15 protein-coding genes and 1 tRNA gene are annotated in these 20,257 nt (G+C 68.9%); 10 read left to right on the top strand and 6 right to left on the bottom strand.

What is annotated here, in order from left to right:
• Positions 1 to 82 precede the first annotated feature (82 nt).
• Genes nuoL through CM1CMNOD_RS18680 form a run of 4 tightly spaced genes read left to right on the top strand, consistent with a single transcriptional unit; the run spans position 83 to position 6,245 of the window.
• Entirely contained in the window at positions 83 to 2,044 is a 1,962-nt protein-coding gene (gene nuoL, locus CM1CMNOD_RS18695) for an NADH-quinone oxidoreductase subunit L (protein ID WP_043607153.1), read from the top strand.
• Between the two features lies 1 nt (position 2,045).
• Complete coding sequence (locus CM1CMNOD_RS18690) at positions 2,046 to 3,632, top strand: NADH-quinone oxidoreductase subunit M (protein WP_013875146.1); 1,587 nt, start codon at positions 2,046 to 2,048, stop codon at positions 3,630 to 3,632.
• Between the two features lie 17 nt (positions 3,633 to 3,649).
• Positions 3,650 to 5,224: an NADH-quinone oxidoreductase subunit NuoN gene (gene nuoN, locus CM1CMNOD_RS18685; protein ID WP_047221682.1), complete on the top strand. Its 1,575-nt coding sequence runs from the start codon at positions 3,650 to 3,652 to the stop codon at positions 5,222 to 5,224.
• Between the two features lie 19 nt (positions 5,225 to 5,243).
• The gene (locus CM1CMNOD_RS18680; protein WP_013875144.1) at positions 5,244 to 6,245 is read left to right on the top strand and encodes a polyprenyl synthetase family protein; all 1,002 of its coding nucleotides are present in this window, start codon (positions 5,244 to 5,246) and stop codon (positions 6,243 to 6,245) included.
• Between the two features lie 177 nt (positions 6,246 to 6,422).
• On the opposite strand, the gene CM1CMNOD_RS18675 is transcribed toward CM1CMNOD_RS18680, so the two are convergent.
• From CM1CMNOD_RS18675 to CM1CMNOD_RS18665, 3 genes are all read right to left on the bottom strand, one after another.
• Positions 6,423 to 7,691, bottom strand: coding sequence for a hypothetical protein (locus CM1CMNOD_RS18675; RefSeq protein WP_043604060.1), 1,269 nt, complete (start codon positions 7,689 to 7,691; stop codon positions 6,423 to 6,425).
• Between the two features lie 690 nt (positions 7,692 to 8,381).
• Positions 8,382 to 9,443, bottom strand: a complete 1,062-nt coding sequence (locus tag CM1CMNOD_RS18670; RefSeq protein WP_013875142.1) for a 2-oxoacid:ferredoxin oxidoreductase subunit beta — start codon at positions 9,441 to 9,443, stop codon at positions 8,382 to 8,384.
• On the bottom strand, positions 9,443 to 11,326 hold the full coding sequence (locus CM1CMNOD_RS18665) for a 2-oxoacid:acceptor oxidoreductase subunit alpha (protein WP_013875141.1): 1,884 nt from the start codon (positions 11,324 to 11,326) through the stop codon (positions 9,443 to 9,445). Before CM1CMNOD_RS18665 ends, CM1CMNOD_RS18670 begins: the two co-directional genes overlap by 1 nt.
• A gap of 579 nt (positions 11,327 to 11,905) precedes the next feature.
• Here CM1CMNOD_RS18665 and CM1CMNOD_RS18660 point away from each other — a divergent pair.
• Together CM1CMNOD_RS18660 and htpX are read left to right on the top strand one after the other, a co-directional pair.
• Positions 11,906 to 12,976 (top strand): Rossmann-like and DUF2520 domain-containing protein, encoded by a 1,071-nt coding sequence (locus CM1CMNOD_RS18660; RefSeq protein ID WP_013875140.1) that lies wholly within the window; start codon positions 11,906 to 11,908, stop codon positions 12,974 to 12,976.
• 130 nt (positions 12,977 to 13,106) lie between these two features.
• Positions 13,107 to 13,985, top strand: coding sequence for a zinc metalloprotease HtpX (htpX, locus tag CM1CMNOD_RS18655; RefSeq protein ID WP_013875139.1), 879 nt, complete (start codon positions 13,107 to 13,109; stop codon positions 13,983 to 13,985).
• Positions 13,986 to 14,226: 241 nt separating this feature from the next.
• On the opposite strand, the gene CM1CMNOD_RS18650 is transcribed toward htpX, so the two are convergent.
• Complete coding sequence (locus tag CM1CMNOD_RS18650) at positions 14,227 to 14,715, bottom strand: YajQ family cyclic di-GMP-binding protein (RefSeq protein ID WP_013875138.1); 489 nt, start codon at positions 14,713 to 14,715, stop codon at positions 14,227 to 14,229.
• 426 nt (positions 14,716 to 15,141) lie between these two features.
• Here CM1CMNOD_RS18650 and CM1CMNOD_RS18645 point away from each other — a divergent pair.
• From CM1CMNOD_RS18645 to CM1CMNOD_RS18630, 4 genes are all read left to right on the top strand, one after another.
• A tRNA-Tyr gene (locus tag CM1CMNOD_RS18645) sits at positions 15,142 to 15,226 on the top strand.
• A gap of 293 nt (positions 15,227 to 15,519) precedes the next feature.
• Positions 15,520 to 15,804, top strand: a complete 285-nt coding sequence (locus CM1CMNOD_RS18640; RefSeq protein WP_237702865.1) for a VOC family protein — start codon at positions 15,520 to 15,522, stop codon at positions 15,802 to 15,804.
• 150 nt (positions 15,805 to 15,954) lie between these two features.
• The gene (gene pyrE, locus CM1CMNOD_RS18635; RefSeq protein WP_013875136.1) at positions 15,955 to 16,482 is read left to right on the top strand and encodes an orotate phosphoribosyltransferase; all 528 of its coding nucleotides are present in this window, start codon (positions 15,955 to 15,957) and stop codon (positions 16,480 to 16,482) included.
• Between the two features lie 132 nt (positions 16,483 to 16,614).
• The gene (locus tag CM1CMNOD_RS18630; protein WP_013875135.1) at positions 16,615 to 17,016 is read left to right on the top strand and encodes a gamma-glutamylcyclotransferase family protein; all 402 of its coding nucleotides are present in this window, start codon (positions 16,615 to 16,617) and stop codon (positions 17,014 to 17,016) included.
• 384 nt (positions 17,017 to 17,400) lie between these two features.
• On the opposite strand, the gene CM1CMNOD_RS18625 is transcribed toward CM1CMNOD_RS18630, so the two are convergent.
• On the bottom strand, positions 17,401 to 17,937 hold the full coding sequence (locus tag CM1CMNOD_RS18625; RefSeq protein WP_013875134.1) for a DUF7144 family membrane protein: 537 nt from the start codon (positions 17,935 to 17,937) through the stop codon (positions 17,401 to 17,403).
• Between the two features lie 344 nt (positions 17,938 to 18,281).
• Positions 18,282 to 19,472 (bottom strand): GH25 family lysozyme, encoded by a 1,191-nt coding sequence (locus tag CM1CMNOD_RS18620; protein WP_131792743.1) that lies wholly within the window; start codon positions 19,470 to 19,472, stop codon positions 18,282 to 18,284.
• Positions 19,473 to 20,257 lie beyond the last annotated feature (785 nt).

Genomic DNA, 20,257 nt, shown 5'->3' with positions numbered 1-20,257 from the left:
CTGCCTGACGGCCGCCTCTTCAATGAGCATCTCTCCGCTGACCACCTCCTCAGTGACCACCTCTCCGATGACGAGGTACGCCATGCCGCATGAGGTGGGACACGAGGTGGGATACGCGGCGGCCAGCGGCGTGTTCTCGGCGACGTGGCTGCTGCTGGTGCTGCCGCTGGCGGGGGCGCTGATCCTGCTGCTCGGCGGGCGGAGGACCGACCGCTGGGGCCATCTGCTGGGCACCGCGGCCTCCGCGGCGAGCTTTGTCGTGGGGCTGGTGCTGTTCTTCGAGCTGCGCGGCCGTGGCGCCGAGGACCGGCAGGTCGCCCAGCACCTGTTCTCCTGGATTCCGGTCAACGGTTTCCAGGTGGACGCCGGTCTGCTCTTCGACCAGCTGTCCGCGGTCTTCGTGCTGCTGATCACCGGCGTGGGGACGCTGATCCACGTCTACTCGATCGGTTACATGGCGCATGACCCCGGGCGGCGCAGGTTCTTCGCCTACATGAACCTGTTCCTGGCGTCCATGCTGCTGCTCGTCCTCGGGGACAACTTCCTCGTCCTGTACGCGGGCTGGGAACTGGTCGGCCTGTCGTCCTTCCTTCTGATCAAGTTCTGGGAGTACAAGCCGGCCGCGGCGACCGCGGCCAACAAGGCCTTCTACATGAACCGGGTCGGTGACGTGGGGCTCGCCCTGGCCATCATGCTGATGTTCGCCACGGTCGGCAGCACGAACTACGACTCGGTGCTCGGCGCCGCCGCGGCCGACATCATCGGGTACGGCACACTGACCGCGATCGCCCTGCTGCTGCTGCTCGGCGCCTGCGGGAAGTCCGGCCAGTTCCCGTTGCAGGCATGGCTGCCGGACGCGATGGAGGGCCCGACCCCGATCTCCGCGCTCATCCACGCCGCCACCATGGTGACCGCCGGGGTCTACCTCATCGCCCGCGCCAGCCCGATCTTCACCGAGACCCAGGCCGCCCGGACGGTGGTCGTCATCATCGGCGCCGTGACGATCATTATCGGCTGCGTCATCGGCTGTGCCTACGACGACATCAAGAAGGTGCTTGCCTACTCGACGGTGAGCCAGATCGGGTACATGTTCCTCGCCGTGGGGCTGGGCCCGGCCGGTTACGCGCTCGGCATCGCGCACCTGCTGGCACACGGCTTCTTCAAGGCCGGCCTGTTCCTCGGATCCGGCTCGGTGATCCACGCGATGGACGACGAGCAGGACATGCGGAAATACGGTGGTCTGTGGCGGCTGATGCCGGTCACCTGGGTCACCTTCGGCCTCGGCTACCTGGCCATCATCGGTCTTCCCCCGCTGTCCGGGTTCTTCACCAAGGACAAGATCATCGAGACTGCCTTCGACAAGGGCGGCACCAGCGGGTACCTGCTCGGCCTGACCGCGCTGCTCGGCGCGGGCATCACCGCCTTCTACATGACCCGGCTGTTCCTGCTGACCTTCCACGGGGAGCGCCGCTGGTCGTCCTCGGGCGAGCGGGCCAAACACCCCCACGAGTCCCCGACGGTGATGACCGGGCCGATGGCACTGCTGGCCGTGGGCTCGGTGTTCGCCGGTGGGCTGTTCATCGTCGGCGGCACCCTGCAGGACTGGCTGGCACCGGTGCTCGGCGAGAGCCACGAGGAGGGCGCGCGCACGCTCTCCCCGGCGGTGGTCACGGCGCTGACCCTGCTGGTCGCCGCCGGCGGCTTCGCCGGGGCCTACCTGCGCTACCAGCTCCGCCCGGTGGAGGCCGTCGCCCGCCCCGACTCCGAGGTCGGGCTGGTCACCGTGGCCGCCCGACACGATCTTTACGCCAACACGTTCAACGAGGCCGTGTTCATGCGCCCGGGGCAGTACCTCACCCGTTTCCTGGTCTGGCTGGACACGGTCGGGGTGGACGGGCTGGTCCGGGGCGCCGCCGCCGGGATCGGCGGCCTGTCCGGGCGGCTGCGCCGCACCCAGACCGGGTTCGTCCGCTCCTACGCGCTGTCGATGTTGGGAGGTGCTGTCCTCGTGGTTGTGGCGGCGCTGCTGGTAAGGGCCGGATGACGTGAACAGTTTCCCGTGGTTGACCCTCCTGCTGATCATCCCGGCCGCCGCGGCGGCCGTCGTCGCGGTCGTCCCGCGGCGGCTGGGCACGCTGGCCAAGCAGATCACCCTGGCGGTCACGCTGGTGGAGTTCGTGCTGGCGCTGCTGGCGACCATCGCGTACGAGCCGGCGCGGACCGGCTTCCAGTTCGCCCAGAAGTACTCCTGGATCAAGCAGTTCGGCATCTCCTACTCGGTGGGTGCCGACGGGATCTCGCTGGTGCTGATCCTGCTCGCGACGCTGCTGGTGCCGATCGTCGTCCTCGCCTCCTGGGACGAGGTCGATGCCGCCTCCCCGGACGGCACTCCCGTGGTGGGCAGGCGCAGCGTCCCGGCGTTCTTCGCGCTGTTGCTCACGCTCGAGGCGGGGATGGTCGGGGTGTTCGCCGCCACCGACGTCTTCCTGTTCTACGTCTTCTTCGAGGCGATGCTGATCCCGATGTACTTCCTGATCGGGAGCTACGGGCCGGTCAAAGAGCAGGCGCAGCGGTCCTACGCGGCGGTGAAGTTCCTGCTGTACAGCCTGCTCGGCGGGCTGCTCATGCTCGCCGCGGTGATCGGTCTCTACGTCGTCTCGGCCGACCAGCTCGGCACCGGCACCTTCGACTTCGCCACCTTGCGTCAGCTGGATATCACCCCTGGTGTGCAGAAGCTGCTCTTCCTGGGCTTCTTCATCGCCTTCGCCATCAAGGCGCCGCTGTTCCCCTTCCACACCTGGCTGCCGGACGCGGGCGCGCAGTCGCCGACCGGCGGCGCGATCCTGCTGGTGGGCGTCCTGGACAAGGTCGGGACCTTCGGGCTGATCCGCTACTGCATCCCGCTGTTCCCGGACGCGTCGTCCTACTTCGCGCCCATGGTGCTCGCGCTGGCGGTGATCGGGATCTTCTACGGGGCGCTGCTCGCCATCGGCCAGCGGGACATGAAACGCCTGGTGGCGTACACCTCGCTGGCCCACTTCGGCTTTATCGCGATGGGTACCTTCGCGCTGACGTCGCAGGCGGGCACCGGCGCCGTCCTCTACATGGTCAACCACGGGCTGTCGACGGGCCTGCTCTTCCTCGTCGTCGGCTTCCTGGTGGCCCGGCGCGGCAGCCGGGACGTGAGCGCCTACGGCGGTATGGCACAGGTCACGCCGGTGCTGGCCGGTGTCTTCCTCATCGCGGGGCTGTCGTCGCTGGCGCTGCCCGGCCTGAACAGCTTCGTCAGCGAGTTCCTGGTGCTGGTCGGGACCTTCACCCGATACCGGGCACTGGCCATCGTGGCCACCTGCGGCATCGTGCTCGCCGCGATCTACATCCTCTATCTCTACCAACGGACGATGACAGGACCGTTGGTATCCGAGGATGCTCGTGGAGTGCTCGATCTCAGTGTCCGGGAGAAGATCGTGGTCGCGCCGGTGGTCGCCCTGATCATCGCCCTCGGCATCTACCCGAAGCCGCTCATCGACATCGTCCGGCCGACCGTCACGGCCACGTTCGAGGACGCCGGGCACACCGATCCCGCACCAACCGCCCCCGTGAACGCAAGCCAGACCGGAGGCCACTCGTGAGTGCCACAGCATCCGCCATCGCCGGCCCGCAGGTGCTGGCCCAGGGCGCGCAGGGGACGATCGACGTCCCGGCGATCCAGTACAGCGCGCTGAGCCCGATCCTCATCGTCTTCGGGGTGGCGCTGGCGGGTGTGCTCGTCGACGCGTTCGTGCCGGCGAAGGCCCGCCGGGTCATCCAGCCGTTGCTGGCCGCGGCCGGGTTCGTGGCCGCGTTCGTGGCGGTCGTCCTGCTGCATGCCCGGCGGCAGGTGCTCGCGGCCGGGGCGCTGGCCATCGACGGCCCGACCCTCTTCCTGGAAGGCGCCATCCTGCTCTTCGCTCTGCTGGCGGTGTTGCTGGTCGCCGAGCGGCGGCTGGACTCCTCCGGCGGGGCGATCGTGGCGTCGGCGGCGATCACACCGGGGTCACCGGGCGCGACCGCCCAGCGTTCCTCCGCGGAGGTGCAGACCGAGGCGTACCCGCTGATGGCGTTCTCGGCGGCCGGGATGCTGCTGTTCGTCTCCTCCAACACGCTTCTGATCATGTTTGTCGCGCTGGAGATCCTCTCCCTGCCGCTGTACCTGCTCACCGGCCTGGCCCGCCGCCGTCGTCTGCTCTCCCAGGAGGCGGCGATGAAGTACTTCCTGCTCGGCGCCTTCTCCTCGGCGTTCTTCATCTACGGCCTGGCCTTCGTCTACGGCTACGCCGGCAGTGTCAACCTCGGCCGGATCGCCGATGCCGCGGGCACGGTCGGCGCGAACGACACCTACCTCTACCTGGGGATGGCCCTGCTCGGCATCGGCCTGTTCTTCAAGATCGGCGCCGTGCCGTTCCACTCCTGGACACCGGACGTCTACCAGGGGGCCCCGACCCCGATCACGGCCTTCATGGCCGCGGGCACGAAAGTGGCGGCGTTCGGCGCGCTGCTGCGGCTGTTCTACGTGTCCTTCGGTGGGCTGCGCTGGGACTGGCGGCCGATAGTCTGGATCATCGCGATCCTGACCATGGTTGTCGGTGCGGTGTTGGCACTGACCCAGCGTGACATCAAGCGGATGCTTGCCTACTCGGCGATCGCCCACGCCGGCTTCCTGCTCACCGGGCTTGCCGCGGCCAACAGCGACGGGCTGAGCGGCTCCCTGTTCTACCTGGTCGCCTACGGCTTCACCACGATCGCCGCGTTCGGTCTGGTCACCCTGGTGCGGACGGGGGACGGTGAGGCGAGCGACCTGTCCCAGTGGCAGGGGCTCGGGCGGCGCTCCCCGGTGCTCGCGGGGATCTTCGCCTTCCTGCTCCTCGCCCTGGCCGGCATCCCGCTCACCAGCGGATTCACCGGGAAGTTCGCCGTCTTCGAGGCCGCGATCGCCGGTGACGCGACACCGTTGGTGGTCGTCGCCCTGGTCACCAGCGCGATCGCCGCGTTCTTCTACGTCCGAGTGATCGTTCTGATGTTCTTCCAGGAACCGGGTGCGGACGGCCCCATAATTGTCACTCGTCCGACACTCACCTACGCGGCCGTCGGCATCGGCGCGGTCGTGACGCTCCTACTGGGAGTCGCACCACAGCCCCTGCTCGATCTCGCCGGCACCGCGGCCACTTCCGGCTTCGTACGCTGAGGCCCCAGGGAACCTACATATGAGCGCAACGGGGTTGGATCTTGTGGGGATCAGGGCTGACCCTGATCTGGAGCAGGCTGTCCGTCGTGGCCTCTACGGGGTCGAACGGATGCTGCGCGACGCCGTTCGCAGCGACGTGCCGTTCGTCACCGAGACGTCCCGGCATCTGGTGGACGCCGGTGGCAAGCGTTTCCGGCCGATGGTCGTGCTGCTCGCGGCCCACTTCGGTGACCCGGAGGCCATCGGTGTGCTGCCGGCCGCGGTGGCCATCGAGCTCACCCACCTGTCGACGCTGTATCACGACGACGTCATGGACGAGGCGCCGCTGCGGCGGGGAGCGGCGTCGGCGAACGTCCGCTGGACCAACACGATCGCGATCCTCACCGGCGACTTCCTCTTCGCCCGGGCCTCGGACATCACCGCCGACCTGGGGCCGGAGGCGACCCGCATCCTGGCCCGTACGATCGCGACCCTGTGCGAGGGGCAGATCCGGGAAACCGTCGGGTCGCTACCGGGGCAGGATCCAGTCGAGCACTACCTGCGGGTGATCAGGGAGAAGACCGCGTCACTGATCGCCACCTCCGGCCGGCTCGGCGCGATGCTCGCCGGGGCCGATCTGATCACCGTGGATGCTCTGGCCGCTTTCGGTGACTACTTCGGGGTGGCCTTTCAGCTTTCCGACGATCTCATCGATGTCGCCTCCGACCAGGCCGCATCCGGCAAGACACCCGGGACGGATCTGCGGGAGGGGATTCCCACGCTGCCGGTGCTCTACGCGCTGGAGGATGACGACGCCGCCGCGGCCCGGCTGCGCAGCCTGATGAAGGACGGCTTCGCCGTGGAAGGCGCGCTCGCCGAGGCGCTGGACCTGCTGCGCGGCCATCCGGCCATGGGACGTGCCCGCCGTGAGGTGGCGCGCTGGGCAGGCCAGGCACGTGACTGCCTGGCCGTGTTGGAGAAGGGGCCGGCCAGAACCGCGTTGGAGGCGCTCGCCGACTACGTGATCGACCGCACTGGCTGACCCGTCCACAATCGCGCCTGAACCGCGCTCGAACCGCACCGGGCGGTCCGCACGCGTCGGATGTGAGCGGCGGGCGCGCCCGGATGGTCCTCGGGTGTGCCGGATGGTCGTTGTGGGAGCCGCGCGGGCGGTGCGGCCCCCACCCCGTGGAATCTGATCGTTTCCGATTTATCTGCTTTATCTGCTCAGTGGCAAGAATGGCGGAGGACCGTAGAACTCGATCAGTTTGGTGGCCTTGTCACGCAGTGACCCGTTCTCCCCGGCCGAGGACGGCTGCGGGGCCGCCTGGGCAGCCGGCGCCGCGGCGCCCGTTACCGCGGCGGAGGATGCCGGCGGCTGGCTGGCCGCGGCGCTGCTCCCGGTGGTTGCCGGCAGCGCTGTCGGGGACAGGGTCGCCGACGGGGCGGGTGTGGGGGAGACGCCCGCCGAGGTGGCTGTCGGGATGGGTGTCCCAGCCAGCGGCGTCTGACCTGTTTCGAAACCGCGCAGTGTGGTCGTGGTCGGCTGGCCAGTTGGTTCGCTGCTCCCGCCGACGTCGATCGGACCTGTTACCGCCCCGCTCGGGAAGGCCGGCTGCTCGGTGGCGGACTGTGTTGTTGGCGCGGGCGTCCCGGCCAGCAGGCCGGACCCGTCGGGGATGGCGCCGGAATAGTACGAATACGTGGGATACGGGGACTCGGGATAGGTGGCGACAGCCTGCGGGAGATCCGCACCAGCGGAGCTGGGAGCACCGGCTGCCAACAGCGAGTCGTTCCCGGTGGAGCCTGCGCCAGGTAGGCCAGAGCCAGGGGTGGTGACGATCCGTGGCGGCGGGGCGACCGGCCGTGCCACCGGCCTGTGCACACTGCGAGGAGTTCTGTCCGCCGTCCCCTGCAGGACCGACGGTGAGCTTCCCAGCCCGACCGATGGTGCTGTGGCGGCTGCCCCGAGATCGACGACCTGTTCGTCATGGGCGCCGGCCAGGGCTATACCGGTGAGCAGGGCGGAGATCCCGGCAAGGGAAGCGGTACCGGTGGCGACCAGCCGGTTGCGGCTCAGCCTGGGCTGCCCGGCTGCGGGCTGTCTGACGGCGGGCTGCCTGACGGGGACATCTCGGTGCGCGCCGCGACGTGTGCCGCGTGCCTGCCTGTCGGCCGGCCGTGCCCTGTCCGCGCCGAACGGGGACGGCCCGCTCAGCGTGTCCGGTTCGCCGGAGCCCGTCAGTTGCTGACGGGGGATGAACATCGCTCCCGGGCGTGCCGGCAGCACCGTGGGGAACACCGGTGCGCCCGGTTGCGGCCGAGCGCCCAGGCCGGTGTCGCGTTTCCGGAAGATCCGTGGTGATCTGACGGGTTCGGCTGCGCCAAGGCCGTCGGTGACGGTCGCGCTGACAGCGGTCTTCGTGTCGCTCGACGTGCCGCTGGCCGCGGGCGTACGGGTGGAACCGGTCCGGTGAGGGGCGCCCACTGCCTGCTTCCGTGAGTGCCGGGCAGCGGAGTGGTTACCCACGGCTCACCTGGCCCGCCACGGGAAGCGATACCCGGGGAGAACGAGGAGAGCGAGGAGAACGCTGTCGGGCCTGCCGGCAACGGGACGATCTGTCCTGCACTGTTCCTCCGGATCGGTAGCTTACTGTAGCCCCCCGAGCTGTAGCCCCCGAGCCCCACCACCCGCCAACTGTTATGAAGATCCAGAAAAGCGGATTCGGGATGCCGAACAGATCACAATGCTAGCCGACCGATCGCGGATATTTCGACGCCATATGAACAACGGTCCATCAAAGGTGTTATTCACTCCGTTGAGCGACCTGCCGGTGACCGGCAACCCGAAGCGGTCCGACATCCGAGGTGGCTCAGGGGAGCCGGCCCGGTTCGGCCGGGACCTCGGAGGCGAAAATCGTAGCCGCATTCTTCGGCGGCCCAGGTTTTTCAGGACTGGCTGGTACGCAAAAAATCGCATCACAAAAAAGCACACAAAAAGAAGATTTTACGTTCTGTCGGTCGGCCGGTACACGCCGGGCCCGGCGAGTGTGCGCAGAACCTGTGGCCGGGTGCCCTTCGACGCCTGTCGTCAGGAGCCGACCGGCCGGACCGCTCCCCGGTGGATCCCGGTCTGACGCGACCGCGGATCCACCGGAGACAATCCCAGGAACGATCGCTAGGAAACCGTCCAGGTGTCGCCACTGCCCAGCAGCTGTATCAGGTCGCCCTCGCCCTGGCGGGCCCGGGCATCGGAGATCTGGCCGTTGAGCTGCTCGTCGTAGGTAGGCAGGTCGATGTCCCGGAAGACCCCGATCGGCGTGACCCCGGCCGAATCGCCCGTCAGCCGGGACAGCTCGAACGCCAGGCCCGGCTCGGCCGCGTGGGCGTCGTGGACCAGCACGCCGTCGTCGGTCGCGGCGCACACCTCCAGCTCGCCGCCCGGAGCACGGCGGATGCCCTTGTCACGCTCCACGCCGAACACCAGCGGCTCGCCGTGGACCAGCCGCAGGGTCGCGTCGTCCTTGGACGAGCGGTCCTTCAGGGCGTCGAACGCCCCGTCGTTGAAGATGTTGCAGTTCTGGAAGATCTCCACGAAGGCCGAGCCGGGGTGGGTGGCGGCCGCGCGCAGCACCGAGGTCAGGTGCGCGCGTTCGGAGTCGATCGACCGGGCCACGAAGGACGCCTCGGCACCGAGCACCAGCGAGATCGGGTTGTAGGGCCGGTCCAGCGAGCCGTACGGAGTCGACTTCGTGATCTTCCCTACTTCTGACGTGGGGGAGTACTGGCCCTTGGTCAGTCCGTAGATCCGGTTGTTGAACATCAGGATCTTGATGTTGACGTTGCGGCGCAGCGCGTGGAGCAGGTGGTTGCCACCGATGGACAGCGCGTCGCCGTCACCGGTGACGACCCAGACCGACAGGTCCGGCCGCGAGACCGCGAGGCCGGTCGCGATGGCCGGCGCCCGGCCGTGGATGGAGTGCATCCCGTAGGTCTTCAGGTAGTACGGGAAGCGCGAGGAGCAACCGATGCCGGAGATGAACGCGATGTTCTCGCGGGCGATCCCGAGTTCCGGCAGGAAACCCTGGACGGTGGCCAGGATGGCGTAGTCACCGCAGCCGGGGCACCAGCGGACCTCCTGGTCGGAGGTGTAGTCCTTGCGGGTCTGCGGCCGGCTGGCGGCGGGTATGAGGTCGAGCAGCCGGTTGGTGATACCGGTCTGGTTCGTCGTGACGGTCACTACTTGATCACGTCCTCCAGGACACCCGCCAGTTCGGCGGCCTTGAACGGAAGCCCACGGACCTGGTTGTAGCCGATGGCGTCGACCAGGAACTCCGCTCGGATCATGGCCCTGAGCTGGCCGAGGTTCATCTCGGGGACGAGGATCCGGTCGTAGGCGCGCACCACGTCGCCGGTGTTCTCGGGGAACGGGAACAGGTGGCGCAGGTGGGCGTGGGCGACCTGGAGCCCCTTCGCGCGGACCCGCCGGCACGCGGCCGCGATCGGCCCGTAGGTCGAGCCCCAGCCGAGGACGAGTACCCGGGCCTGACCGGAGGGGTCGTCCACATCGAGGGCGGGGATGTCGCGCGCGATACCGTCGATCTTCGCCTGGCGCAGGCGCACCATGCGGTCGTGGTTCGCCGGGTCGTAGGAGATCCCACCGGAGCCGTCGGCCTTCTCCAGACCGCCGATGCGGTGCTCCAGCCCGGGGGTGCCGGGCACGGCCCACGGCCGGGCGAGCGTCTCGTTGTCGCGAAGGTACGGCCAGAACTCCGGGCCGTTGTCGCCGGTGTGGTTCGGCCCGGTCGTGAACGTCACCCGCAGGTCGGGCAGGTCGGCCCGGTCGGGCAGCAGCCACGGCTCCGAGCCGTTGGCGAGGTAGCCGTCCGAGAGCAGGATGACGGGTGTGCGGTACTTCGTCGCCAGCCGGGCGGCCTCGATGGCGGCGTCGAAGCAGTCCGCCGGGGAGCGCGGGGCGATCACCGGCAGCGGCGCCTCGCCGTTGCGGCCGTGCACGGCCATGCTGAGGTCGGCCTGCTCGGTCTTGGTGGGCAGCCCGGTGGACGGCCCGCCCCGCTGGATGTCGACGACGAGCAGCGGGAGCTCGAGGGTCACCGCGAGGCCGATGGTCTCGGTCTTCAGAGCCAGGCCGGGCCCGGACGTCGTGGTGACGCCGAGCGAACCGCCGAAGGACGCGCCGAGAGCGGCACCGACACCGGCGATCTCGTCCTCGGCCTGGAAGGTCCGTATCCCGAACCGCTTGTGCCTGCTCAGCTCGTGCAGGATGTCGGAGGCCGGGGTGATCGGGTAGGAGCCCAGGAACAGCGGCAGCCCGGTGAGCTCGGCGGCGGCGATCAGCCCGTAGGACAGCGCGAGGTTCCCGGAGACGCGGCGGTAGCGGCCGGGCTTCATCCGGGCCGGGGCGACCTCGTAGACGACGGCGAAGGTCTCGGTCGTCTCACCGTAGTTGTAGCCGGCACGCAGCGCCGCGATGTTCGCGGCGGCGATCTCGGGGCGTTTCGCGAATTTTTTCTCAAGAAACGCGACGACACCGTCGGTGGGCCGCTGGTAGAGCCAGCTCATCAGACCGAGCGCGAACATGTTCTTCGCCCGCTCGGCCTCTTTCTTGTTGACGGTGCCGGTGCTGCTTTCCAACGCGTTCACCGCGTCGATGGTCATCGACGACAGGGGTACCCGGTGCACCCGGTATCCATCGAGGGTGCCGTCGGTGAGCGGGTCGGAGGAATATCCGGCCTTCTTCAGGTTGGCGCTGGTGAAGGCGTCGGTGTTGACGACGAGGTCGGCGCCGGTCGGCAGGTCCTTCAGATTCGATTTCAACGCCGCGGGGTTCATCGCCACCAGCATGTTCGGGGCGTCCCCGGGCGTCAGAATGTCGTGATCGGAAAAATGAAGCTGAAATCCTGACACGCCGGCCGGGGTGCCGGCTGGGGCGCGAATTTCGGCCGGGAAGTCCGGTAGGGTGGACAAGTCGTTGCCGAACGCCGCCGTCTCACTGGTGAACTGTTCTCCGGTGAGCTGCATCCCGTCGCCCGAGTCGCCCGCGAAGCGGATGACGACCCGGTCGAGTCGATGAATTTGACGATCCCTGACCTGGCCTGACACGTTGTGTAACCTCCTCGGGTACCACTTGAGCGTACCGGTCGGACTATTGGCGTGGGGCGCAACGTCCCGACGGGGTCAGGTCCGTGTGATGAATATGACACATCCCGATGGGAGCGGCGCGTCGGCCAACTGGTGGGATGTCTGCGATGAAATAATCTGCGGCCTTCTGGCGCGAATGACAAAAAATTTGAATTTTGTCAGGATATCCGCAAATTTTGTGTAAAAATTGTGTGATTAGACGTGCCAGCTAGTCTTCTCCATGTTATCAGGCAACCGCCTCGTACCTGTGCCGCTACCTGTGCCGCACCTGTTGTGAGGAGACGCGGGGAACGCGTGGGTGGGCGAGCCCCGTGTCCGGTGGGACGGGCCCGACGGGGCTGGTGGAGCCGTGCCAGCCACGCCGCCCGCGGCATCACTCCCTATGACTCCCTACGGGGCCTACGGCCCCACACACTCCTTTTACGGGGCCTACGGCCCCACGCGCAGGACCCACGGCCAGCGGGGCGCGCGGCCGTGCCGCGGACGGGAATCCCCTGGCCCGGTGCGCCCGGGCGGGGTAGCCGGTGGGAGCATGGCCAGGTGAGCGGGCAGGCGGATGCCGCCAGCGGCGATGTTGTCAGCAGCGGTGCCGCCAGCAGCCATGCCGCCAGCGGCGTCGACACCGCCGCGCGGCCCGCGGGCCGGCCGGTGCCCACCGCGGCGGGGCCGCGGGTCGGGATCGTCGGCCTCGGCCGGGCGGGCAGCGCGCTCGGGACGGCGCTGTCGGGCGCCAACTGGCCGGTGGTCGCGGTGCACGCGCGTTCCGCGGCGGCCCTGGAACGGGCCCGGCTCCGCTTTCCGACGGCGTCGATCGGGACGCCGGCATCGGTGGTCGAAGCGTCAGATGTGGTTATTCTCACAGTTTCTGACGACGCCATCGAAGATGTCGCCAGAAGCGTCGCCGCCGCCGGTGTCCTGCGGGCCGGGCAGGTCGTCGCGCACGCCAGCGGACGGCACGGCACGGACATCCTGCACCCCGTGCTCGCCCACGGGGCGTTCCGCGCGGCGGTGCACCCGATCATGACTTTGAGTGGCACCGACGACGACGCGGGCCGGCTGGTGGGCGCCGGGTTCGGGGTGACCGCGGACCCGGGTGCCCAGTCGGTCGCGAACGCGCTGGTGACCGCTGTCGGCGGCCGGGTCGTCCCGGTGCCCGAGCGGGCCCGCACGGCCTACCACGCCGCCATCGTCCTGGGCGCCAACTACCTGGCGACGCTGGTCACGGCCATGCTGGAGCTACTGGCGGCCCTCGGCGTCGACCAACCGGCGGGCGCTGTCGCGCCGCTGCTGGAGCAGTCGCTGCGCGGCGCCGTCGAGCGTGGCCCGGCGGCGCTGACCGGCCCGGTCCGGCGTGGGGACGCCGGGACGGTGCGGGCGCACCTGGACGCCCTCGCGGCGCATGACCAGGCGGTGGCATCGGTGTACGCGGCCCTGGCCGCCCTCACCGTGGACCAGCTCGAGCGGGCGGGGCTGGCCGGTGGTGAACCGGCCAGCGGCATCCGCGACGTCCTCCGCGCGGCCGGCGGACAGGGCCTCGCCGCACCGGGCCCAGGCACACCGGGCCCGGTCACACAGGATATGGATTCGGGTCGCCAGTTGGGCAACCAGTGAATCGTTGGTGCTTGATTGTTCTCCCAGTGAGAGCGATGTTGCGATTGGTGACCACGTGTGGTGGGAACGCTCCTGGTCGATCCGGGCGTTGCTATGGACGCAACCCTCGAGACGACAGGACACCGACGCCATGTCCCACCGCCACTTCAACGGGCTGAAGACCGCCGTCCTGCTGGGCGTACTGTCCGCGGTGATTCTGCTTGTCGGTTCCCTGTTCGGGAACCGTGGCCTGCTGATCGCTCTCATTTTCGCCCTCGGCGTCAACGGCGTCTCGTACTTCTTTTCGGACAAGCTGGCCCTGCGCGCGATGCGGGCCCATCCCGTCAGCCAGATCCAGCAGCCACGCCTGTACGCGATCGTCCACGAGCTCGCGACCAGGGCGCGGATGCCCATGCCGCGGCTCTACATCAGCCCGACCGCGGCGCCCAACGCATTCGCGACCGGCCGTAACCCGCGCAACGCAGCGGTCTGCTGCACCACGGGAATCCTGGAAATCATGGACGACCGCGAGCTGCGCGGGGTCCTGGGCCACGAGCTCAGCCACGTCCACAACCGGGACATCCTCATCGCCTCCGTCGCCGGGGCGCTCGCGAGCGTCATCGTCTACCTGGCGCATTTCGCGCAGTTCGCGGCCCTCTTCGGGCTGGGTCGTGGGGACGACGAGGACGGTCCGGGCATCCTGGAGATCATGCTGTTCATCGTGCTGGGGCCGATCGCGGCGGCGGTCATCCAGCTCGCGATCGGCCGGGCTCGGGAATATCAGGCCGATGCCTCCGGCGCAACGTTGACCGGTGATCCGCTGGGCCTCGCGCTCGCGCTGCGCAAACTGCAGGTCGCAGCGGCCGCCCGGCCGCTGCCGCAGAGCTCGGAGCTGGCGCCGGTGTCCTCGCTCATGATTGCCAACCCGTTCCGGGGTGGTGGCCTCGGCCAGATGTTCAGCACGCACCCGCCGATGGAGCGCCGGATCGAGCGGCTTGAGGAGATGGCCCGGATCGACCCTTACCGTTGAATCCGCGCGAGGAGAGGTCGTATTCTGAAAAGGCCTGAGCCACGGGTCCGGAACCTCTCTGGGCTACCGGTCAGGAACCTCAGGGTCCAGACCCTGTAGGCGCGCAACCGCGGACTCGCGGCGAGGCAAACCCCCAGGCCTCGCCGTGCGGCACCCCGCCCGAAACCCCCCATCGGGCGGGGTGCATCCTTATTTGCGAAATATGCTCAGCTATCGATCATCCGGCCGGTGTTTCAGCAGGCTAGCGGTAGTTGACGAACTGGAGCGGCACCTCGAAGTCGGTCTCCTTGAGCAACTGGATAACCCGCTGAAGGTCATCCCGCTTCTTGCCGGTGACGCGGAGCTGGTCACCCTGGATCTGGGCCTGTACCCCCTTCGGGCCGTCGGTCCGGATCTTCTTGGAGATCGCCTTGGCCTTGTCGTCGGCGATGCCCTGCTGGACGGTCACGACCAGCCTGTGCTCCTTGCCGGACTGCGTGGGCTCGCCGTGCTCCAGGGCCTTGAGCGAGATGCCGCGCTTCACCCACTTCTCCTGCAGGACGTCCAGCACCGCCTTGACCCGTTCCTCGGTGGTCGCGGTGAGCAGGATGGACTCCCCCGACCATGCCGCCGACGCGGCCGTGTCGCGGAAGTCGAAACGGGTCCGCACCTCCTTGGCGGTCTGGTTGATCGCGTTGTCGATCTCCTGACGGTCGACCTTGCTCACGATGTCGAACGACGGGTCCGCCACGACGAAGCGCCTCCTCGGTGTCTGCGGTTGTCTGCCACTGTCTGGCACTGTCTGCCGTTGCCTGCTCTGCCAGATTGCCTGCTCTGCCAGATTGCCTGCTCTGCCAGGCCGCCTGCTTGCCCGGCCGTGTCGGTTGCCGGCACGGATCCTCGTGCCCGGGTGCCGCGCGGGCACGAGGCACGGGCACGAGGCACGGGCACGAGGCATCCGACACGAGTCTGCCCAGACTCCAGCATGGCGGGACGGCCGCGGTCGGCGGGAGTCAGAGCCGGCCTGCTCATGCTTTGTCGCGGCTTCGTCGCGCAGGCCCGGCGCTGGCCTCGTGACGGGCTCGGCGCGTCCGGGGCGTCGGACGACCGGGGGCGGCGTCCGCGGCCGGAGGGGGGCGTCGAACCGCCTGCCGCATCCCGTATGCTGTCCACCAACGGCAGGTTGCCCGAGTGGCCAAAGGGAGCGGTCTGTAAAACCGCCGGCTCAGCCTACGTTGGTTCGAACCCAACACCTGCCACCAACATCCCCAGCGGTACCCAGAACGTGCTGTACTCCAGGCCCTGGAGAGGTCTCCGGGGCCTTTCCCGTGTCCGCGGCCGATTGTCCGCGGCCGATCCCGACTGATCATGGCTGTTGCCGGTAGCTCGGGCATGGGCCGGTAGCTCGGGCATGGTACGTGTACACGATCAACATTCCTCTTCCAGGCGGCGCGCCGCTTCGATCCGCTCGCGGGCCGCGATGCCGTCGGCGTCGGCGTGCGGCGTCGCTCGGGCCGAAAATGCGGCGATGGCGACGTTTGCGATCAGCCTTCTGGTGATCTATACCGCTGACCTGGCTGCCTGCGAGGAGTTCTACCGTGGGCTTGGGCTGTGTCTGGTCCGGGAACGCCACGGCTCGGGGCCCGAGCATCTGGCCGCGACCCTCGCGGACGGCACCGTGCTGGAGCTGTACCCCGCTCGGTCGGGGCTGCCGACCGGCCGGCTGCGGCTGGGCCTCACGGTGGATGCGGATACGGTCGATCTCCCGCTGCCGGCCGGCCGCCATCTTCTACGGGACCCTGACGGGCGCACGGTTGACCTCCAGGTGGGCGTTCGGTAGTCGATTCAATCCGTATTGCGATATTTTTGCGCTGTCCCGGCATGGTCGCTGTCCCGGCGTGGCCGTCGTCCCGGGGCAGGCGTTCTTCCGGCGCGGAGCGCCGAGTTTCCGTCCCTGCTACCGGCGCCGGGATGGATAGAGTCCGCAGGCATGGGTGATACCGGCACGCTTGCCGCCCGTGTCCGGGCCGCGTCCCATCTGACCGGGCAGTTCCGGCTGCGCTCCGGCCGGACCAGCGGGGAGTACTTCGACAAGTACCTGTTCGAGGCCGACCCGGTGCTGCTCGCCGACGTCGTCGACGCGATGCGTCCGCTGCTGCCCGCGGCCACCGACGTGCTGGCCGGCCTCGAGCTCGGTGGGATTCCGCTGGTCACGTTGCTGTCCCAGCGCACAGGGCTGCCGGCCCGGTTCGTCCGCAAGAAGGCCAAGGAGTACGGCACCTGCCGCACTGCCGAGGGCGGTGACGTCGCGGGCCTGCGGGTCGTCCTGGTGGAGGACGTGGTGACCAGCGGTGGCGCCGTCGTGGAGGCCGCCCGGGTGCTGCGGGAGCAGGGCGCTCTCGTCGAGGACGTCCTGTGCGTGATCGACCGTCAGGAGGGTGGCCGGGACGGTCTCGCCGCGCTCGGCCTCACCCTGCGCCCGGTCCTCACCCGCGCCGAACTGGACGCGGTCGCCTGAGTTGGGCGCGGGGCCGCCCGAGCCCGTCCTCGCGGTCGTCCTCAGGTCCTGCGTCTCGCGGCTGCCCGCTCTCCGGCAGGGCTCTGGGAAAGCCTGGGCCCCTGGCGGTCTGCCGTGGGATCCTGAGTCGTCATGTCGTTGCTGTTCGTCTACGGCACCCTGTGCTTTCCGGAGGTTGCCCGGGCCCTGCTCGGCCGGCTGCCGCGCTCGCGGCCGGCAGCGGTCACCGGGTGGCGGGCGGCGGCGCTGCCCGGTCGGGCTTACCCGGGTCTGGTGCCGGCCGCCGTGCCGACGGCGTTGGTGGCCGGCCGCGTACTGTCCGGCCTCAGCCCGCGGGAGCGGGCCGTCCTCGACGCGTTCGAGGGCGACGAGTACGAGGCGCGGCGTGTCGTACTCGTCGACGGTCGGTCGGTATCGGTCTATGTCTGGCGTGACGTCACGGCCGCCCTGGACCAGACGTGGGACGCCGACGCGTTCGCAGCCGCCCATCTGCCGGCGTTCGTGTCGCGTATATCGCGCCGCCACCGTTCCTGACCCCCGCTGCTGGTTGCCGCGGTCGCGGGCGGCCGCCGTTCCTGACCGCTGTCGGCCGCGGGCTGCCGTCGCCGCGAGCCGGACATGAGGGCCCGGCCCACGCGGCGTGCCTCCTGCCGGCTCGTCCTTCTGGCGTCATCCCATTCGGGCTCGTTTCTTTCTGAATCTCTTTATTTTTTTGTTTCTTTTTCCGGAAATTTTCGGACGGTACGCGTTCCCGGCCGACGTGGATTCCGGGTTCAGCGGCGGCCGGTGGGACACACGGCCGCGGAGCGAACGGCTTTTCCGGGCCTGGGCGCACACGCTCGACGCCGACGTTCCACGGCCCGCGGGAGGGCTGGAACGCCGGCGTCGAGCGGGTTCCCGCTGTTCGCTGCCGGGTGTTCAGTGGGTGGGTGTATCAGGACCGGACCGGCTGCCTCGCGTGGTGGAGCGGGACGGTTCGGTGTACTCCCGGCGGCCTGCGCCGTATTCCCCGCGGCCTGTGCGGGCCTCCACTCGGTCGGCTTCGGGGTAGGGCTCGTAGGACCCGCGCGGCTGTGTGTCAGGCCTGGTCACCGCATAGATCACGAGTACGTCGAGCGCGATGAGGACGACTGCCCACACCGGGAAGACCGCGAGGAAGGCAAGGTGCGCGATCACGTTGACCGTGCAGATCGCGATTGCCGCCCAGCGGGCCCACCGCTGACCCGTCAGCAGGCCCACCGCGACGACGACCTCGACGATGCCCATGGCTATCAGCAGCCAGCCCCAGAAGTTCAGATCCTGGTAGATGATCATACCGCTGCCACTGACGAGATAGGTATATCTGTCGAGAGCGGCAACTCCATAGATGATGTTGTGGAATCCTGCGATGAAGATGATGACCGCGGCAAATGCCAGCCATCCGGTGGTGCGTACCGCTGACCGTGCCGGTTGCATGGAATCCTCCCTGGAGCGTGGCGGGACGCCTGGCGACCCGGGGCCCGTTTGCCGCTGGCGGCGCGGAAGGGCCATGGCCGCGTCACCTTCGGTGTCACTTTCGGGTCGGTTTGACGGCCCCGGGGACGCGAGGTCTCCGGCGGCGCGGAAAGAGCATGACAGCGTCACCGGCGGCCGGCTGGCCCACATGGCCATGCCCTCCGTGTGCCCTCCGGGCGCCCTGCGCATGCCTGCGCATGCCCCGGACATGCCTGGTTGCCCGACATTCCGGTCTGGAGACCCGTCGCGCGCAGTCATGTCCGGGTGATCGAAAATCCGTGTGGCGTGGTCTGGCCAGGCACGGCCTACGGGCGGGTGACGGCGACCGTGCCAGAGTCCGCGTCCCAACGCAGCCAGCCGTACTGGAAGGCGCTCTGGCGTCCTCCTTCGACCGGGTACTCGTCGCTGATCGGCAGCCCGAGGTCCGAACCGGCGCCACCGAGTGACAGGTAGTGGTTGAGGATCGCTCCGTGGACCTCGTGGGCGTCCGTGGCGGCGCTCCAGTAGATCCGGCCGCCCTGGAACACCGACTGCCTGCTGCCTGTCGTCTCCGCGTCCACCTCGTCGCTGGTCGGCCGTCCCAGGAAGCTGTTGCTGCTGCCCAGGTTCAGATATTTCGCGCCGATCCCACCGTGCGCCTCGTGGACGCCGGTCGCCACCGACCAGAAGAGCAGCCCCTGCTCGAACTGCCGCCACCGTCCGCCGCCACCGGCGGGTTCCTCGTCGCGGATGGCGGTCCCCAGCGCCGAGCGCACGCGGGGGTCGGAGCCGTACCGCCGGTCGATCTCGCTGACCCGTCCGTCGGCACTGGCGGCCAGCGCGTCGACGCCACAGCAAACGGCGTTCATGTCGACGTTCCCGGCGATGCCGGGAACGCTCCCGGAGGAGGTGAACTGCCACATCGTCCACTTCTGCCAGCCGCCGGGCAGGGAACCCGGTGACGAGCTCCCGTTGTAAATGGCGAACCACAGTGGGTAGCGGGAGAATGACGTGGTGTTCTTCATCGTGTCGGTCCAGAACGACCGGTAGGTGTACAGGATGGGAGTGCGTCCGGTTCTCGTCTCGATCTCCTCCAGGAAGGCGCGGGTCCAGGCGGTGAGCTGGTCGGCCGACAGGCTTCCGTCGGCCTCGAGATCGAGGATGGGGGCCAGATGACCGTTGGACCGGGTGAGGCCGGTGGTGGCGAGGAAGCGGTCGGCCTGTTCGACCGCGGTCGTGATCGGCAGGACGGGCCGGGCGTAGTGGTACGCGCCGACGACCAGGCCCGTCTGGAGGGCACGCAGGCGGTCGAGGGCGAAATACGGATTGGTGTAGGTCATGCCCTCGGTCGCCTTGACGATGGCGAAGGTGACGCCGGCCGAGCGGACCGCGTTCCAGTCGATCTGTGCGCCAGCGGGATGTTGCCATGACGAGATGTCGATACCTCGCGGCCACTCAGCCGGGATTGTCTGCGCGGACTGGTCCGCGATGGGTACGGCCGCACCGGATACGGCCACGGCTGTGTCCGCCGTCCTGGGGGCGGCGGCCGTGGTCCCCGCCGCCAGGACAGGCACGTCGAATGTGGCGGCCACGTTACGAATAGCCTGTACGTCACGAACAGTCTGATCATGAATGCTGGACGCCGCTGCAGGCTGGCTCGCCCGAAGGCTGCCCGCGGTCGTGGCTGTGATGGTGGTGGCGGTGATGAACGCCACTGCCGCTACGACGACGGCCCCGCGTGTGCCGCCCCATCGGTGGCAGGCTGTCCGGCGCAGGTGGGGCCGGACAGTCCGGCCTGGCCCGGCGCCGGTCTGGCAGGCGGGCGTGAGTGCGATGCGCATGGGAGCTCCCTGGCGTGTTCGGGGGGACTGGCCGACGGGTGATCCCAGAGGCAGGCTTGCTCGACCAACTACTACGCTAAGCAAAGTAACGACTACTTACAGCTACGTAAGCGGTGCGTGAGTCGACTTTGTCGTTACTCACAGTCGCGATCTTTGTGATCGGGCCCATTTTCGTGACATGGAGTGGTGTCTGTGTCAGAGCAGATCGCGCCGGGCGACGAAGATCCGCTCGCTCCGGGTTGCGGGCTTCCGAGCGCCGTCGCGCACGCGCCCCGGGACGTCAGGTGACCGGGTGGCCGTGGTCGTCGCGGTGGCCGCGGTGGCTGCGGTGGTCACGGATGTCACGGATGTCACGGATGCCACGCGGGTCATGGGGGCGGCAGCCGCGGACGGGCGCGGCTGGGATCGTGCGCCTGGGCCAGGCGGGCCGTGGGAGATCCGGGCGGAGCCGCCGGGTGGGT

This window comes from Protofrankia symbiont of Coriaria myrtifolia, from assembly GCF_900634755.1.
Taxonomy (GTDB): domain Bacteria; phylum Actinomycetota; class Actinomycetes; order Frankiales; family Frankiaceae; genus Protofrankia; species Protofrankia coriariae.
This window is presented reverse-complemented; position numbering and strand designations above follow the sequence as displayed.

Coding starts and splice junctions, on each gene's coding strand:
- htpX (WP_013875139.1), top strand. CDS start 13,107: ATGTCCCACCGCCACTTCAACGGGCTGAAGACCGCCGTCCTGCTGGGC.
- nuoL (WP_043607153.1), top strand. CDS start 83: ATGCCGCATGAGGTGGGACACGAGGTGGGATACGCGGCGGCCAGCGGC.
- pyrE (WP_013875136.1), top strand. CDS start 15,955: ATGGGTGATACCGGCACGCTTGCCGCCCGTGTCCGGGCCGCGTCCCAT.
- CM1CMNOD_RS18680 (WP_013875144.1), top strand. CDS start 5,244: ATGAGCGCAACGGGGTTGGATCTTGTGGGGATCAGGGCTGACCCTGAT.
- CM1CMNOD_RS18625 (WP_013875134.1), bottom strand. CDS start 17,937: ATGCAACCGGCACGGTCAGCGGTACGCACCACCGGATGGCTGGCATTT.
- CM1CMNOD_RS18630 (WP_013875135.1), top strand. CDS start 16,615: ATGTCGTTGCTGTTCGTCTACGGCACCCTGTGCTTTCCGGAGGTTGCC.